The 15,766-nt window shown below is 60.1% G+C and carries 18 protein-coding genes and 1 pseudogene; 8 read left to right on the top strand and 11 right to left on the bottom strand.

Features of this window, described 5'->3' with window-relative positions:
* Nucleotides 1-89: 89 nt before the first annotated feature.
* Genes CX511_RS25285 through lptM form a run of 6 tightly spaced genes read right to left on the bottom strand, consistent with a single transcriptional unit; the run spans nt 90 to nt 4,661 of the window.
* Nucleotides 90-785, bottom strand: a complete 696-nt coding sequence (locus tag CX511_RS25285) for an HAD family hydrolase (RefSeq protein WP_045181427.1) — start codon at nt 783-785, stop codon at nt 90-92.
* The gene (xerC, locus tag CX511_RS25280) at nt 785-1,681 is read right to left on the bottom strand and encodes a tyrosine recombinase XerC (protein WP_045181430.1); all 897 of its coding nucleotides are present in this window, start codon (nt 1,679-1,681) and stop codon (nt 785-787) included. Before xerC ends, CX511_RS25285 begins: the two co-directional genes overlap by 1 nt.
* Nucleotides 1,681-2,418, bottom strand: coding sequence for a DUF484 family protein (locus CX511_RS25275; protein ID WP_045181433.1), 738 nt, complete (start codon nt 2,416-2,418; stop codon nt 1,681-1,683). The genes xerC and CX511_RS25275 overlap by 1 nt, the downstream gene beginning before the upstream one ends.
* Before the next feature lie 13 nt (nt 2,419-2,431).
* On the bottom strand, nt 2,432-3,262 hold the full coding sequence (gene dapF / locus CX511_RS25270) for a diaminopimelate epimerase (protein ID WP_045181435.1): 831 nt from the start codon (nt 3,260-3,262) through the stop codon (nt 2,432-2,434).
* Between the two features lie 4 nt (nt 3,263-3,266).
* The gene (gene lysA, locus CX511_RS25265; RefSeq protein WP_045181437.1) at nt 3,267-4,514 is read right to left on the bottom strand and encodes a diaminopimelate decarboxylase; all 1,248 of its coding nucleotides are present in this window, start codon (nt 4,512-4,514) and stop codon (nt 3,267-3,269) included.
* 9 nt (nt 4,515-4,523) lie between these two features.
* Nucleotides 4,524-4,661, bottom strand: a complete 138-nt coding sequence (lptM, locus tag CX511_RS25260; protein ID WP_045181439.1) for an LPS translocon maturation chaperone LptM — start codon at nt 4,659-4,661, stop codon at nt 4,524-4,526.
* Nucleotides 4,662-4,855: 194 nt separating this feature from the next.
* Between lptM and cyaY the strand changes: the two genes are divergently transcribed.
* The 3 genes from cyaY to rnk all read left to right on the top strand — a co-directional run bounded on the left by cyaY (nt 4,856) and on the right by rnk (nt 5,964).
* On the top strand, nt 4,856-5,188 hold the full coding sequence (gene cyaY, locus CX511_RS25255) for an iron donor protein CyaY (RefSeq protein WP_028942410.1): 333 nt from the start codon (nt 4,856-4,858) through the stop codon (nt 5,186-5,188).
* A gap of 1 nt (nt 5,189) precedes the next feature.
* Nucleotides 5,190-5,411: a DUF1289 domain-containing protein gene (locus CX511_RS25250; RefSeq protein ID WP_045181442.1), complete on the top strand. Its 222-nt coding sequence runs from the start codon at nt 5,190-5,192 to the stop codon at nt 5,409-5,411.
* 133 nt (nt 5,412-5,544) lie between these two features.
* Nucleotides 5,545-5,964 (top strand): nucleoside diphosphate kinase regulator, encoded by a 420-nt coding sequence (gene rnk / locus CX511_RS25245; protein ID WP_045181444.1) that lies wholly within the window; start codon nt 5,545-5,547, stop codon nt 5,962-5,964.
* 49 nt (nt 5,965-6,013) lie between these two features.
* On the opposite strand, the gene CX511_RS25240 is transcribed toward rnk, so the two are convergent.
* The 4 genes from CX511_RS25240 to CX511_RS25225 all read right to left on the bottom strand — a co-directional run bounded on the left by CX511_RS25240 (nt 6,014) and on the right by CX511_RS25225 (nt 10,612).
* Nucleotides 6,014-6,856 carry a PI-PLC domain-containing protein gene (locus tag CX511_RS25240; protein ID WP_045181447.1) on the bottom strand — a complete coding sequence of 281 codons (843 nt, stop codon included), beginning with the start codon at nt 6,854-6,856 and terminating at the stop codon, nt 6,014-6,016.
* Between the two features lie 77 nt (nt 6,857-6,933).
* Nucleotides 6,934-9,819: a class I adenylate cyclase gene (locus CX511_RS25235; RefSeq protein WP_045181450.1), complete on the bottom strand. Its 2,886-nt coding sequence runs from the start codon at nt 9,817-9,819 to the stop codon at nt 6,934-6,936.
* Between the two features lie 178 nt (nt 9,820-9,997).
* Nucleotides 9,998-10,243 (bottom strand): TIGR02647 family protein, encoded by a 246-nt coding sequence (locus tag CX511_RS25230; protein ID WP_045181453.1) that lies wholly within the window; start codon nt 10,241-10,243, stop codon nt 9,998-10,000.
* A gap of 84 nt (nt 10,244-10,327) precedes the next feature.
* Nucleotides 10,328-10,612, bottom strand: a complete 285-nt coding sequence (locus CX511_RS25225) for a hypothetical protein (RefSeq protein WP_045181455.1) — start codon at nt 10,610-10,612, stop codon at nt 10,328-10,330.
* Between the two features lie 147 nt (nt 10,613-10,759).
* Here CX511_RS25225 and CX511_RS25220 point away from each other — a divergent pair, with 147 nt between their 5' ends.
* Nucleotides 10,760-11,422, top strand: coding sequence for a glutathione S-transferase family protein (locus tag CX511_RS25220; protein WP_045181457.1), 663 nt, complete (start codon nt 10,760-10,762; stop codon nt 11,420-11,422).
* A 54-nt stretch (nt 11,423-11,476) separates the two neighbouring features.
* Here the strand turns inward: CX511_RS25220 and argH are convergent, their stop codons facing one another.
* The gene (gene argH, locus CX511_RS25215) at nt 11,477-12,871 is read right to left on the bottom strand and encodes an argininosuccinate lyase (protein ID WP_045181460.1); all 1,395 of its coding nucleotides are present in this window, start codon (nt 12,869-12,871) and stop codon (nt 11,477-11,479) included.
* A 218-nt stretch (nt 12,872-13,089) separates the two neighbouring features.
* Between argH and CX511_RS25210 the strand changes: the two are divergent.
* From CX511_RS25210 to CX511_RS25195, 4 genes and pseudogenes are all read left to right on the top strand, one after another.
* Nucleotides 13,090-13,197 (top strand): annotated as a pseudogene (locus tag CX511_RS25210) (sensor histidine kinase); the annotation flags it as partial.
* Entirely contained in the window at nt 13,194-13,940 is a 747-nt protein-coding gene (locus tag CX511_RS25205) for a LytR/AlgR family response regulator transcription factor (RefSeq protein WP_045181463.1), read from the top strand. The pseudogene CX511_RS25210 and the gene CX511_RS25205, both read left to right, overlap by 4 nt.
* 118 nt (nt 13,941-14,058) lie before the next feature.
* A complete protein-coding gene (gene hemC, locus CX511_RS25200; protein WP_101293182.1) occupies nt 14,059-15,000 on the top strand; it encodes a hydroxymethylbilane synthase in 942 nt (313 codons plus the stop codon).
* The gene (locus CX511_RS25195) at nt 14,997-15,764 is read left to right on the top strand and encodes a uroporphyrinogen-III synthase (RefSeq protein WP_231353355.1); all 768 of its coding nucleotides are present in this window, start codon (nt 14,997-14,999) and stop codon (nt 15,762-15,764) included. The genes hemC and CX511_RS25195 overlap by 4 nt, the downstream gene beginning before the upstream one ends.
* The last annotated feature ends 2 nt before the right edge of the window (nt 15,765-15,766 follow it).

The raw sequence follows: 15,766 nt of genomic DNA, 5'->3' as shown, positions 1-15,766 counted from the left end.
CAGCAGGCTCAAATAAAAGCAGTACCGGTTCAAAGTACGTCGAGAAACTCAAACTTATATTCCATCGACCGTCAGAGTAATCCGCGCGCCTATCGCCAGCTATTGAGCAGCTCGGGCAGTTGCGAGAGGCGCTGGATCTCGGCATCAGGACGGTTCTCGGCCTCCCAGGCCTTGCCCTGTGGATTGAACCAGATCGCCCGCAGGCCCGCCCGTTGGGCGCCGGCAATATCATCACCAGGGTGATCGCCGATATGCACAGCGGCGTGAGCTTCAACCTGGCCCTGACGCAAGGCTTCGAGGAAAGGTTGTGGGTCAGGTTTGCCGATGCCGATGTCTTCGGCGCAGAGGGCAAACTTGAAGTAGTCGGCTAACCCCAGGCGACGCACATCGGCATTGCCGTTGGTGACAACGCCAAGGGTGTAATGGCGCCGGAGAATTTCCAGTACCGGTTGAACCTCGGGGAAGATATCGATCTGATGCCGGGCGTGGAGAAACACCTCGAAGCCTTCGTTGGCCAGCTCGCGGGCTTTGTTCTCGCTGTAGCCAACATCTTCCAGGGCATGGAACAACACGCGGCGGCGCAAGGCGCTGATGCGGTGCTTGAGCCCTGGCTCGGCCTGTACCAGGCGCTCGCGGATAGCGTACAGATGCTCCACGGGTACAGCGCCAAGGTCGGGCGCGTTGGCGGCTAGCCAGTCACGTAGGATGGCTTCGGCGCTGACGATTACCGGGGCGGTATCCCACAGGGTGTCGTCAAGATCAAAGGTGATCAGTTCGATGCTCATCAATCGCTGCCCTTACTGCGTTTGGCCCGGGGATGGGCGCTGTCATAGACAGCGGCCAGGTGCTGGAAATCAAGGTGAGTGTAGATCTGAGTGGTGGCGATGTCGGCATGGCCGAGCATCTCCTGTACGGCGCGCAGGTCCTGGGACGACTCCAGCAGGTGACTGGCAAAGGAGTGACGTAACATGTGCGGGTGCAAGTTCTGGCCCAACTCCCGTGCGCCAGCGGCTTGCACGCGCAGTTGTATGGCGCGTGGCCCCAGGCGCCGTCCTTGCTGGCTGACGAACACCGCGCCATCTTGCGGGGCGCTGCTGCCGCGCAGGGCTAGCCATTGCTCAAGGGCTTCGCGGGCTTTGCGGCCGACCGGCAACACGCGGGTCTTGCTGCCTTTGCCGTGGACCTGGACCAGGCCGGCGGGCAGGTCCAATTGGTCGATGTTCAGGCTGGTCAGCTCCGACAGACGCAGGCCTGAGGAGTAAAACAGCTCAAGCATGGCCTGGTCGCGACGGGCGAGAAACTCGTCTTCCACCGCGCCTTCGAGCAGTTGCAGGGCACGGTCGGTGTCGAGAGTCTTGGGCAGGCGTCGTTCGCCCTTGGGTGCTGCCAGGCCGTTGGCTGGATCGTGGCTGCACACGCCTTCACGGTTGAGGTAGCGGTAGAAACCACGCACCGCCGAGAGCAGGCGCGCCAGGCTGCGTGATGATTGCCCCTGATGATGCTGGCGGGCAATGAACTGACGCAGGTGCTGGATCTGCAAGGCATTCCAGCTATCGATCCCGCTCTTGGCGCAGAAGGCCAGGACATTGTCGAGGTCGCGACGGTAGGCCAGCTGGGTATGCTCGGACACCTGGCGTTCGTTGCGCAGGTGCGCGCTGAAAGCCTGCAGCTGGCGTTCCATCAGCGCACCGGGCGCAAGGTCTGGGTAAAGCGCGGCACCACGCGGCCAAGCACTTCGGCGATGTAACTGAGAAACAGGGTGCCGACGCTGCTCTTGTAGTGCTGCGGGTCACGGCTGGCGATGGCCAGGACGCCGTGCAGGCCTTGGTGGTTAAGTGTGGCAACGGCCGTTGAGCCGACTTCCTTGCGTTGCTCTTCACCGAACAAAAAGTCCAGTTCATGATCGCGCAGGTTGCCGCTGACGGTCTTGCCGCTGCACAGCAGGCCACCGATGGCTTGCTGTGCGTCGGCGCTGTTGACCCAACGGCCGACCGGCGCGGCGGTTTCACCGAACAGGATCAGGCTGACAAAGGGCACCTTGAATTCTTGGCGCAGGCTGTCTTCAACCGCCATGACCACCGCTTCCAGGCTGTCGGCATCGAGCAGGTCGAGGATCAGTCGGCGGGTCTTGTCGAACAAGCGGTCGTTGTCGCGTGCTACGTCCATCAACTGCGAGAGGCGGTGACGCATCTCGATGTTGCGGCCGCGCAGCAACGTGAGCTGGCGCTCTACCAGCGAAACAGTGTCGCCGCGCTGGTGAGGGATGTGCAGTTCACTGAGCAATTCATCGTGCTCGGCGAAGAACGTCGGGTTGTCGCGCAGGTAGGCAACCACGGCCTCAGCCCCGAAGGCGGGCGTTGAACCCTCGGCGCTAAGGTCGGTGGGCTGTTCGGCGGGTGCCTGGGGCTGATCGCTCATGGTCGATACTCACTCATAGTCGAACCTGTCCTTCAAACACGCGTACGGCTGGGCCAGTCATCAGCACCGGTTTGCCCGGACCGCCCCACTCGATGGACAGGCGCCCACCGGGAAGGTCGATCAGCAGTGGCGAGTCCATCCAGCCCTGGCTGATCGCGGCTACGGCCGCAGCGCAAGCGCCGGTACCACATGCCTGGGTTTCCCCAGCACCACGCTCCCAGACACGCAGTTGAGCACGGTGGCGATCGATGACCTGGATGAAGCCGACATTGACCCGCTGCGGGAAGCGCGGGTGATGCTCGATCTGTGGGCCCAGTTGGTGAACCGGAGCGTTATTGATGTCGTTGACGCGCAGCACCGCATGGGGATTGCCCATCGACACGGCGGCCAGCTCGACCTGCTGCCCGTCCACTTCCAGCGGGTAACTCAGGGCCTGCGCCGGTGCATCGAAGGGAATCTCGGCCGGGACCAGCCGTGGCGGCCCCATGTCAACGCAGATCTGCCCGTCGTTGCGTACGTCCAGCTCAATGATGCCGCCCTTGGTTTCGACGCGGATACGCTTTTTCGCGGTCAGGCGTTTGTCCAGCACGAAGCGGGCAAAGCAACGCGCACCGTTGCCACACTGCTCAACCTCGGAACCGTCGGCGTTGAAAATCCGATAGCGGAAATCCACCTCCGGGTTGCTCGGTGCTTCGACGATCAGCAACTGGTCGAAGCCGATACCGGTATGACGGTCACCCCATTGCTTGGCGTGCTTGGGCAGGATATGCGCATGCTGGCTGACCAGGTCAAGGACCATGAAGTCATTGCCCAGCCCATGCATTTTGGTAAAACGCAGCAGCATGGGGTTACTCCGGCAGCAGGCTTTCGCCAGCGAACAACTCGGCTACGGTTTCGCGGCGACGTACTTCGAAGGCCTGGTCACCATCGACCAGGATTTCAGCGCAACGGCCACGGGTGTTGTAGTTCGAGCTCATGACAAAACCATAGGCGCCCGCCGAGTGCACCGCCAGCAGATCGCCTTCGGCCAGGTTGAGCGTGCGCTCTTTGGCCAGGAAGTCGCCGGTTTCACAGATCGGGCCGACCACGTCGTAAGTGCGGCCTTCGCCAGCGCGCGGCTGCACCGCGGTGACGTTCATCCAGGCCTGGTACAGGGCGGGGCGAATCAGGTCGTTCATCGCCGCGTCAACGATGGCGAAGTCTTTATGTTCGGTGTGCTTGAGGTATTCAACGCGGCTCAGCAGGACGCCAGCGTTGGCCACGATGTAGCGGCCCGGTTCGAACACCAAGGCCAGGTCGCGGTCGCCAAGGCGCTCGCGGATGGCCTTGATGTAATCGCCAGCCAGCGGCGGCTCTTCGTCACGGTAACGCACGCCAACACCGCCACCCAGGTCCAGGTGACGCAGGTGGATGCCACAGTCGCCGAGGCGGTCGATCAGCGCCAGCAGGCGGTCGAGGGCGTCGAGGAACGGCTCCAGAGTGGTCAGCTGCGAACCGATATGGCAGTCGACCCCGACCACTTCCAGATTCGGCAGCTGGGCGGCGCGGATGTAGACCTCTTCAGCATCGGCGATGGCGATGCCGAATTTGTTCTCTTTCAGGCCGGTGGAAATGTACGGGTGGGTGCCGGCGTCGACATCCGGGTTGACCCGTAGCGAAATCGGCGCACGCAGGCCCATCTCGGCGGCAACCACTTGCAGGCGTTCGAGCTCATCGGTGGACTCGACGTTGAAGCAGTGCACACCGACTTCCAGGGCACGACGCATGTCTTCGCGGGTCTTGCCGACACCGGAGAACACCACGCGATCGGCACGGCCGCCAGCGGCCAGGACACGTTCCAGCTCACCACCGGAAACGATGTCGAAACCCGCGCCCAGGCGAGCCAACACATTCAGCACACCGAGGTTGGAGTTGGCTTTGACAGCAAAGCAGACCAGGTGGGAAACACCCTGCAGGGCATCAGCGTAGCTACGGTACTGGGCCTCAATGTGGGCGCGTGAGTACACGTAGGTGGGCGTGCCGAATTTTTCGGCGATGGCCGACAGGGCCACGCCTTCCGCGAACAGTTCACCGTCGCGGTAATTGAAAGCGTCCATGGGTTACCCTTACTGGTGCTTGTGCGATTGCGACTTTTGACCGTCTTTGCTCTCGTCTGGCAGGTACAGCGGGCCCTTTTGGCCGCAGGCGGAAACAAGGCAGGCAATCGCGACGAGCGCCGCGAGGGAGGAGATCAGGCGCTTCATGGCGTAATCCTTTGAAATAAGCAGTATTGCGCCCGAGTATACCGAGCGCCTGCCGCCTTGCCTATGCAGGCGGCCCGCCGTCGGGCGGGGGGTAGCTGCCGGGGTTGGCGCGGGGCGTTATCCTTTGCATTCGGCGCGCGGCGCTCGTATCTTGCCCGGCTTGCGTGTGTGCAGACATTTTTGAGGTTCTTGCAATGAGTTTGACCGAAGCGCGTTTTCACGACCTGGTCGACGCGACCCAACAGGCACTGGAAGACCTGTTCGATGACACGGACCTGGATCTGGACATGGAGAACTCGGCTGGCGTCCTGACCATCAAATTCGACAACGGCAGCCAACTGATCTTCAGTCGTCAGGAGCCGTTGCGCCAGTTGTGGCTGGCTGACAAGTCCGGTGGTTTCCACTTCGATTACGATGAGCAGAACGGCAAGTGGACTTGTGAAAAAACCGAAGAGCTGCTGGGTGAGATGCTTGAGCGTATCGTCTGGGAGCGCGTGGGCGAGAAGCTCGATTTCGAAGAGATCTGAAATGAGCAATGCGCCAAAGTCGGCCAAGCCGCTCTACAGCAATGTCAGTCCGGCGGTGCCGTCGCCATGCATCAGCACCTGTCGGCTGGATGAGCACAAGGTTTGTATCGGCTGTTTCCGCCATGTCGAAGACATCCGTCAGTGGCGCTCAGCCGATGATGACCAACGTCGGCAGATCTGCCAGGAAGCACTGGTGCGTCGACAACTGGCCGGATCGGCGTAAACCCTTCAGGTATTGTGTATTTACTTGGCTGTGGTAGTGTCGATCTTGCTTCGGCAGTGCCGAATTCCTGCAAACCCCGCCCTTGGGCGGGGTTTTGCTTTATATCGCTCAAAAAAAGGAGTCTGACTGGATCATGAGCACCCAGCCTTCCATTATCGTCACCCGATTGGACGTACAGCGTCTCGAGCGTCTGATCGACAGCCTCGATGAGAAGACGCAAGATTCGCCGGGTGTGCTCGCCTTGCAGGCAGAGCTGGACCGCGCCGAGCAGGTCGGTCACGAGGAAGTTCCGGCCGGTGTCGTGACCATGAACTCCCGGGTTCATTGCCGCGAGGAAGCCGGCGGCAAGGACTACCACCTGACCCTGGTGTACCCGAAGGATGCCAACGCTGACGAAGGTAAGATCTCGATTCTTGCACCGATCGGCAGTGCGTTGTTGGGCCTGTCGGCAGGCGAGCAGATCGACTGGCCGGCTCCGGGCGGCAAGACCCTCAAGCTCAAGCTGCTGGAAGTCGAGTATCAGCCAGAAGCGGCCGGTGACTTCGACCTCTGACGTGAAGGCGCCCGCATTCCACTGTGCGGGCGCTTCGAAGGGGCACTGATTACCTGGCGTTGAGTGCGCGTAATCGAGAGGCGTGAATGCAGTTTTCGACGATGCGGCTGCGCAGCGACCAGTCGGTGTTAATGATCTGGAACTGCTGAATGTAGCTGCTCAGATCTATGGATTCGAACCATTGATCGATCTTGTCGCTGAAATCATCCGGGGTGAAGACCACTTTGTTGTACTTCGCGCATTGGATTGAGGTCAGCCGGTGACGAGACCACCCACGCGCTGCTACTTGGTCCATGAACGCTTTCAGTTCCTGCGTACTCGGCGTGTTCTCTCCTATCCAGTTCTGCTGCACCCCAGGCCAAAACGTCGCTATGCCCGGGCCGTTGTAGGCCACTACCACGGTCTTACCCGGATGATCGCGCCATAGCTCTTCCAGGGTGAGTTGGTTAAGAGACCAGGGAATCATTCGCGGTCCTAACCGCGCTTGCAATGCTTGCTGTAGCCAGGTGTGTTCCTGGCCGCTGAAACGGTCAAACTGATGAAAGTCGAGGATGACAATTTCTTTGCTGTTGGCAGGCTCCTGGTAGAAGAGGTTGAGCTGGTTGATCACATCTGCGAACAGCGACCGTCCTGAAGAGGAGAAGTGAAACAACTGGTAGCGATAGGGTGAGTCCGGGGTGTATTCGTAATAGGCTCGCAGGCGCAGGTCTAAGGCACGAATGCCGCCACGAATCTGTTCAATACAAGGAACATCCTGGGTTATTTCCTGGGGAACGACCATGTTTGTGTTCTGCTTGTCCATGCCCGAATCATGGCTGCCAGGCAGGACCAGTTCCGCAATGCGCAAGCGCCCCAGTTCCGGCATGTTGCCCATCCAGTTTTGTGTGCTCATGTTGCACTCCTTGCGTAATGAGAGTGCCTAACGTGCGTTGTGCACGGTGTGCTGAGCAGAGGGAAATGTATCGTGGGTCAAGCCAAGGGGGCGGGTCGCCGGTCCAAGTCGGCCTGAATCTGTTCCAGCCCATCGTTTAATGCTTGTTCCAGCTCACGCTTGTAACGCAGGTAGAGCGTGGTTGAACCCTGTTCATCGGCCAATACTTCGGACAGGTCCAGATCGGTGATGTAGCAACGATAGCGCTCGGCTTGGCGGCGCTGCGCGATGATCTCACGAGCGACCATGGCGTATAGCTGGTCACCGTGTTCGAGTTCTGAAAACTCTCGCTGATTGCAGTAAAGCGTGACCATGACTCTGTCACCGACACCAGGCTGTAAGATGGCCTGTACTTCGTAACAAGGCATGCCGAAGGTCAGTCTCGGTGCCTGGCGTGGTTCTACGCTGCGGACCTTGCCCGGGCCGGAGGGCATCAGTTGATAATACAGAGCTTGCGCCGAGCCATGGCAGTGGAGGTCGTCCAGTGGCAAGCGTGCGTCACTGCGCAAGGTGATCGAGTCCAAAAAACGCTGCAGCGGTAGCAGCAGGCTGCTTTCATCGTGAAACGGAATACGCTGCTGCCACAAGGCGTTGTGCTCATCCAGCACATAGAGATCCGCCCAAGCGTCCTGAATCCGGTAGAACACCTGGACGCATGCTGGCTGGCCCAGTGGCAGCAGGTGCGCGAGGTCGTAGTCCTGCAGGGCATTGCCGTCCAGGTGTAGCGGGCTGTAGTCGACGCGCTCCTCGCACAAATAGGTCAATAGCGCTTCGGTGCTGTCCAGTGTGATCAGGTTGATTGCCCCGGCCTGCAGTTCCAGCACATGAGTGTGTTGCTGAACCTGCAGCACGTAGCGATGGTTCAAGCCCTGGCTGAGTAGCGCCTGAGCGGTGGCGAACACCTCTTCGACCCGTTGTGCGATGGCGTTAGCGCGGTTGTGGCAGAAGCAGTGCACGCGTAATTGTGGTCGGTGCCCGGCATTGCTCAGGCCGCTAAGATAGTCACGTAAGCAGCGCAGCAGGGCATGCTCGCTGTCATAGCGTTGTACCTGGACTTCGTTCCAGCTGTTGAGTGTGACCTGATCCAGGGTCAGTACTAGGTTCTCGCGTACACCGGCGTAGCTGAGCGAGTCGGTGCGCTCGGTGGTCATCAGTACATTGAGGTCACGGTGATGCTGCAACGGATCGATACCGACATTAACCAGCAACAGCACCTCATCGGCCACACTCGGTTGTAGCAAGCGTTGGTCACTGACCCTCGGCAAGGGCAGGGGCACGCTCTGTTGCAGGCTACTCAGCAGATTAAACAGTTCGTACTCGCTCAAGTCGCTGGTGCCCGGATGCAAGGCCAGGCGGGTGGTGCTGTCGATCACGCCGTTGCGGTGAGCCCAGGTCAACAACTCAAGCAGCTCGCGGCAGCGCTTGATTGGGGCGAAATGTTCCCACTCGTGAACGCCCAGATTACCGTTGTACAGGCCCCAGTGGGTTTGCCCCGGCTCCTTGCGGTTGGGTGATTGGACGAGGGTCAATGTGTCTTCGGCCAGGTCTGGAGCGATGCCTGGGTTGATAAACTCGACCTTGCCGGCGCGGCGTTCGAACGCGGCATACAAGCGTCGGCCAAGAACGCTGAGATCGCGCTGGTCGATACGGCTGGTGGCGTTCTGGTTACGGGCAAACTGGCACAGGAAGCGGTAGCTGTAGTTCAGTTCGGCCACCAGCTCCCTGCGTTCAACCGCTACCTGGCGCACTTTCCACTGGCTACGGCTATCGAGTAGCGCCAGTTGGCGCTCGTCCCAGCCCCATTCCTGACTCAGTCGCTGCAACAGAGCGCGCTGCCAGCTGGCGCTGCGCTGACGGGGCAAGCCACTGAGTTTTTTGTTCACTTTCAGGTACAGACTGCGGCGTACCAACTCCAGTCGCTGATGTTCGCCACGCCCTTGCAAGTACTGTTCGATACGCCGGTAGACCATCATGTACGGGTCGAGCTCGTCGAGGTCGAGACGGTTGGCAAACACCGCTTTTTTGAACTGCAGGCTTAGACACTGCACCTGCGGGTGTTCGCTGGCATAGACCTCGGTCAGCAGCAGCTTGAGCACCGACTTGTAGGGTGACTCGATGCCCTTGAACAACTGCCAGAGCCCGGCACCGACAAACTCACCCGGGGGAATATGCGCCAGATGACCGAGGTCGAGGTGGTCTTCAGCGCGCACGAAACGCTTGGACAGTAGGGTTTCGATGTATTGGCAATAGCGCTGTTCTTCATAGACCGGCACCAGCCACCATAGCGGCGTGCGTCCCGCCAGCCAGATGGCGGTGCGATAGAACTCGTCGAGCAGCAGGTAGTGCTGCGTGGTGCCACAGTCATCGGAGCTCAGCTGGCTGTCGCGTTCACCTTGAACGAAGCCTTGCGGTTCGATCAGGAACAGATGCGCTTCAGCGCCCTGGCTGGCGGCCCAGATTTCCAGGAGTTGGCACTTTTTACGCAGCTCCGTCAGTTCGTTTTCGGTGAGATCGGCGGCATGGCAGACCCAGACGTCCATGTCGCTTTGTTCGGCCTGGGCGAGGGTGCCCAGGCTACCCATCAGGTAAAGCCCATGGATGGGTTGCGGAGGGTTGCCGCGGCGAGCCTTGTAGGAAAATGAGCGGGTCAAACGTTGTGCTTCAGCCAACAGTTGGGCGTCAGGCTCGAAATTGGCGACGCCAGCCGGTGTAGCGCCGGAGACATAGCCGGGCAGCAGCGGGTGATTGACGTGGAAAAACAGCGCCAACAAGGTCAGGACTTGCTGTTGTCGGCTCGATAGCCCTTCCATGGCTCGCTCCAGACGCCCTTGATTAAGCGTCAGGTAACGTTGGCGCAGTTGGCTGAGCACCTTGCGGTCAATGCCCTGCTCGAGGTTGGGGCGGATTTCGTGGGGGTGGTTCATTGCAAGCTACAACCGGCCGTGTGGAGGAAGCAGTGGCGAGTTTAAGCGTTATTTGAATTTTGACGCCATTTTACCAACGCAGCGGGAGCGGATTCATCCGCGAAGGACTAGGCAGCAGTCCTGTCATTGGGGCCACTATGCGCCCCTTCGCGGATAAATCCGCTCCCACCACTGAGTATCAGGCCGGTTGGGCGATGTTGAGGATGGTTAGCAGTTGTTGCACGTGTTCGGCTGCATCATGGCCCAGGCTGGTCAGGTAGCCGCCATCGGGCTGGTCAGTCAGTTGTTTGTCGTACAGGCGTTTGGCAGCGGCGATGACTTCTGCAGGTGCGGTGTTATGGACCTTGATACCTTCCTGGCTGCTATCCAGGTTGAAAAGGGCAAGGACTTCCAGCTCGGCAATCAGTTCGGGGGTAAACGACATAAAGACTCCGACTTCCAGACAAGGAGGGCAGCACCGTCACCGGTGCCTGGGTGTGCAGTGTAGTCAGGGAAATCCTGCTTTGCTTTAGTCCTTTTCCGGCGGCAGCTCGGGCAGGGCGCGCAAAGCGGTTTCGTACCATTGTGTATTGAATGCGCGGTCTTCTTCGAGCATCGCGTCAATCTCATAGGCCAATACGTGGGCCATGAGGTTGAGGATGTCTTCGCGTTCGTAACCGACCAGGGTCAGCTTGTTGAAGGTGGCTTTGGCGGCAGGCGGGTTGTCGCTTTCGATCTGGTTCTCGATCGCTTCGATCAGGGTCGACTCGGCGAATTCTTCTTCGTCGTTGTCGATATCGGTTGGCTCGCTCATGGGCGATCTCCTCTTGAGGGGATGCTCAGTTTGCCACGAGCCAAGCGCCAATGCCTTGCTATCGACCATCAGTATGATGCTGGTCAGTGTCCTGCACTTGGGTCTATAACTCTCGGGCCAACCCCTTTACGGCCTGGAGGCTGTTTCATGCTCAAGCTTCATGGATTTGCAGTCAGCAACTACTACAACATGGTCAAACTGGCGCTGCTGGAAAAGGGCATTGCGTTCGAAGAAGTGTTGTTCTTCGGTGGCCAGAGCCCGGAAGCGTTGAAAGTCAGCCCGCGCGGCAAGGTGCCGGTGCTGGAGACCGAGCATGGTTTTCTCAGTGAAACCAACTTGATTCTCGAGTACATCGAGCAGACCCAGCCCGGTAAGGCGTTGCTGCCGGAAGGTGCCTTTGCTCAAGCCAAGGTGCGCGAGCTGGCCAAGGAAATTGAGCTGTATATCGAGTTGCCTGCTCGCGCCTGCTTCCCCGAGGCCTTCTTCGGCATGAAAGTCGACCCGGCCATCAAGGACAAAGCCAAGGCTGAGTTGCTGGCAGGCGTGGAAACCCTCAAACGCAACGGCAAGTTCGCCCCCTATGTCGCGGGCAGTGAGATGACCATTGCTGACATGCTGTTCTGCTTCAGCCTCGATCTGGCAAGCGCAGTGGGCAGGGATGTCTTCGACATGGACTTGCTGGCAGATTTCCCTCAGGCCAAGGCGTTGCTCAAGCACTTCAAGGAAAATCCCAACGTGGTGAAAATCACCGCAGACAAGGAAGCGCAGATGCCGGCGTTCCTGGAGATGGTGCGTAGCGGCAAGCGCTAACGAATAGAGCAGCAGGCTCGCGGCCGGACGCCGACGAGCCTGCGCATCTACGACTTAGCGGCTGGCCAGCAGCGCCTGGCCGCGAACTACTGCAGTCCGTACCTGGGCTGGTGCAGTGCCGCCGATGTGGTTACGGGCATTGACCGAACCTTCTAGGGTCAGCACGGCGAACACGTCCTGTTCGATCTGATCGCTGAACTGACGCAGTTCCTCCAGGCTCATTTCAGCCAGGTCTTTGCCGGTATCGACACCGTACTTGACCGCGTGGCCGACAATCTCGTGGCAATCACGGAACGGCAAGCCACGGCGCACAAGGTAGTCAGCCAGGTCGGTGGCGGTGGAGAAGCCACGCAGGGCCGCTTCGCGCATGATTGCATGGCGCGGTTTGATCGCCGGGATCATGTCGGCAAAGGCCCGCAGCGAGTCGCGCAGGGTGTCGGCGGCGTCGAACAGCGGTTCTTTGTCTTCCTGATTGTCCTTGTTGTAGGCCAGTGGCTGGCCTTTCATCAGGGTCAGCAGGCCAGTGAGGGCGCCGAACACGCGACCGGTCTTACCGCGCACCAGCTCCGGAACATCCGGGTTTTTCTTTTGCGGCATGATCGAACTGCCGGTGCAGAAGCGGTCGGGCAGGTCGATGAACTGGAACTGGGCGCTGGTCCACAGCACCAGCTCTTCGGAGAAGCGCGACAGGTGCATCATTGCGACGCTGGCGGCGGCGCAGAATTCAATGGCGAAGTCGCGGTCGGAGACGCCGTCCAGCGAGTTGCCGCCCACCGCTTCAAAGCCCAGCAGTTTGCAAGTCAGTTCGCGATCGATCGGGTAGGTGGTGCCCGCCAGTGCGGCGCTGCCCAGAGGCATGCGGTTGGTGCGCTTGCGGCAATCGACCAGTCGCTCGTAGTCACGGCTGAGCATTTCGAACCAGGCCAGCAGATGGTGGCCGAAAGTAACCGGTTGAGCGGTCTGCAGGTGGGTAAAGCCGGGCATGATGGTTTCGGCTTCACGCTCGGCCTGCTCCAGCAGGCCTTTCTGCAGGCGGGTGATCTCGGCCAGGATCAGGTCGATCTCGTCGCGCAGCCACAGACGGATATCAGTGGCGACCTGGTCGTTGCGGCTGCGGCCGGTGTGCAGCTTTTTACCGGTGATGCCGATGCGGTCGGTCAGGCGTGCTTCGATGTTCATGTGCACGTCTTCAAGGTCGACGCGCCAGTCGAAGTTGCCCGCCTCGATTTCGCCCTGGATGGTTTTCAGGCCATCGATGATGGTGTCGCGCTCGGCGTCGGTGAGCACGCCGACCTTCGCCAACATGGTGGCGTGGGCGATCGAACCCATGATGTCGTGGCGGTACAGGCGCTGGTCAAAATTGACGGAGGCGGTGAAGCGGGCGACGAAGGCGTCGACGGGCTCACTGAAGCGGCCGCCCCAGGACTGATTGGTCTTGTCGGTGCTCATGGATTCACTCGTTGAAGGCGTGAACGGAAAGTGGCGTTGATGATAACAGGGTTGAGCTCTGTGCCGCAGGGCGGCGGTCGGCGCACGTGCGTGATTATGTCGCGCAAGAGGTAGGCGACAGCACACGCGCAACAGGATATTTATCGATTGAACGGCAGCGTTCCGGCAACCGTCTACAGTTGGACAGAGGATCGGCATGTTTCCTGCCGAACCAGTGAATCTTTAGCCATCGTGCGAGTCTGAGCGTGGATCGCCGTGACGGTCGTCACCTCACCCGTCTACGCTACCCTTGTGCGAGACTCACGCAGGAATCCAGCGCTATATGAATGTCCTGATCGTTGATGACGAACCCCAAGCCCGGGAACGCCTGAGCCGACTGCTTGGCGAACTGGGTGGCTATACAGTACTGGAGCCCAGCGCCACCAATGGCGAAGAGGCTCTGGCCCTGATTGACAGCCTCAAGCCTGAGGTGGTCCTGCTCGACATCCGCATGCCGGGCCTGGATGGTCTCCAGGTTGCTGCGCGCCTGTGTGAGCGCGAAGCCCCGCCTGCCGTTGTGTTCTGTACCGGTGATGACGAATTCACCGTGCAGTCCTTCACCGACAGCACCCTGGGCTATGTGCTCAAACCGGTAACGGCCGAGGCCCTGCGTGAAGCGTTGAGAAAGGCTGAGCGCCCCAGTCGGGTACAGCTCGCGGCGCTGACGCGGCCGGCCGCTGAGAGTGGCAGCGGGCCCCGTAGCCATATCAGTGCGCGAACCCGAAAAGGCATCGAACTGATTCCCCTGGATCAGGTGATTTATTTCATTGCCGACCACAAATACGTGACCTTGCGCCATGAAGCCGGCGAGGTGCTTCTGGATGAGCCACTCAAGGCATTGGAAGACGAGTTTGGTGATCGCTTTGTGCGGATTCACCGTAACGCACTGGTGGCGCGCAATCGTATCGAACGGCTGCAACGTACGCCGCTGGGGCATTTCCAGCTGTTCCTCAAGGGCCTTAACGGCGATGCGCTGATCGTCAGCCGCCGCCATGTGGCCGGTGTGCGCAAGATGATGCAGCAGCTTTAGGGCAGGCTTGGAGAATATTCCTACCAAGGATGGTTTATTTCTCCTGTGACATAGATCTGCAAGCGTGTCGGATTGAGCTGTTATCATCCGTTACATCTATCTTTGTACGGATCGATCCATGTCCACTCGTGAAATCCGCATTGCCACGCGCAAAAGTGCCCTTGCCCTGTGGCAGGCCGAATACGTAAAAGCTCGTCTGGAGCAGGCTCATCCTGGTCTGCTGGTTACCCTTGTTCCGATGGTCAGTCGCGGCGACAAGCTGCTCGACTCGCCGTTGTCGAAGATCGGTGGCAAGGGTTTGTTCGTCAAGGAACTGGAAACCGCATTGCTGGAAAACCAGGCCGACATTGCCGTGCACTCGATGAAAGACGTGCCCATGGACTTCCCTGAGGGCTTGGGCCTGTATTGCATCTGCGAGCGTGAAGATCCGCGTGACGCCTTTGTTTCCAATACGTTCAAGAGCCTCGAAGAGCTGCCTGCAGCCAGCATCGTGGGCACCTCCAGCTTGCGCCGTCAGGCCCAACTGCTGAGCCACCGTCCTGATCTTGAAATTCGCTTTTTACGTGGCAACGTCAACACGCGCCTGGCCAAGCTTGATGCCGGTGAATACGACGCCATCATCCTTGCTTCAGCTGGCTTGATCCGCCTTGGTTTCGAAGATCGCATCACCTCTGCCATCAGTGTCGACGACAGCCTTCCAGCCGGTGGCCAGGGCGCGGTGGGCATCGAGTGCCGCAGTGCCGACAGCGAGATCCATGCCCTGCTGGCGCCGCTGCATCATCAGGACACCGCTGACCGTGTGACGGCTGAGCGAGCGCTGAACAAGCACCTCAATGGCGGTTGCCAGGTACCGATTGCCTGTTACGCCGTGCTCGAAGGCGATCAGCTGTGGCTGCGCGGCCTGGTCGGTGAGCCAAGTGGCGGCAAACTACTGAGCGCTCAGGCCCGTGCACCGCGCAGTGCTGCACAAGCCCTTGGCGTTGAGGTTGCCGAGGACCTGCTCAAGCAAGGCGCCGAAGACATCCTCAAGGCCGTTTATGGCGAGGCCGGCCACCCGTGAGGAGCTGGCGCCTGCTCCTCACCCGGCCGGCGGAAGAATGCACTGCGCTGGCCCAGGTGTTGGCCGAACAAGGGGTTGCCAGCAGCAGCCTGCCGTTGTTGGAAATCGAGGCGCTTAGCCTGGATGAGCCTCAGTGTGACCTGTTGCGTACACTGGATCGTTATGCGGCGATTATCGTGGTGAGCAAACCGGCTGCACGCCTTGGGTTGGCACAGGCCTCATGTTTTTGGCCGCATCTGCCGCCGCTAGCCTGGTTTACCGTGGGCGCCGCCTCTGCTCAGATTCTTCAAGCCCATGGCTGTCAGGTCAGCTTTCCAGAGGCGGGTGATGACAGCGAAGCACTGCTGCAACTGCCCGCATTGCATCAAGCCATTGCCGTGGCGGCGCCACGGGTACTGATCATGCGTGGCGAAGGCGGTCGTGAACTGCTCGCCGAGCGTCTCGCCGAGCAAGGTGCTAGTGTCGATTATCTGCAACTCTACCGTCGGCAACTGCCAGCCTACCCGAATGGTGCCTTGTCCTCGCGTGTTGTCGGGGAACGCCTGAATGGCCTGGTGGTCAGCAGTGGGCAGGGTTTTGAACACTTGCGGCAACTGGCCGGGGATGATTGGCCGCAGCTGGCTCGACTGCCGCTGTTTGTGCCTAGCCCGCGGGTTGCCGCACAAGCCCGGGATGCCGGGGCACAGAATGTAGTGGATTGTCGCGGTGCCAGCGCCGCGGCATTGTTGGCGGCACTGCAGCAAATGCCTGCACCTGCCCTCTGAAG

Source organism: Pseudomonas sp. S06B 330 (assembly GCF_002845275.2).
In the GTDB taxonomy this organism is placed as follows: domain Bacteria; phylum Pseudomonadota; class Gammaproteobacteria; order Pseudomonadales; family Pseudomonadaceae; genus Aquipseudomonas.
The sequence above is the reverse complement of the archived record's forward strand: the minus strand, read 5'-3'. Positions and strand labels throughout refer to the sequence as shown.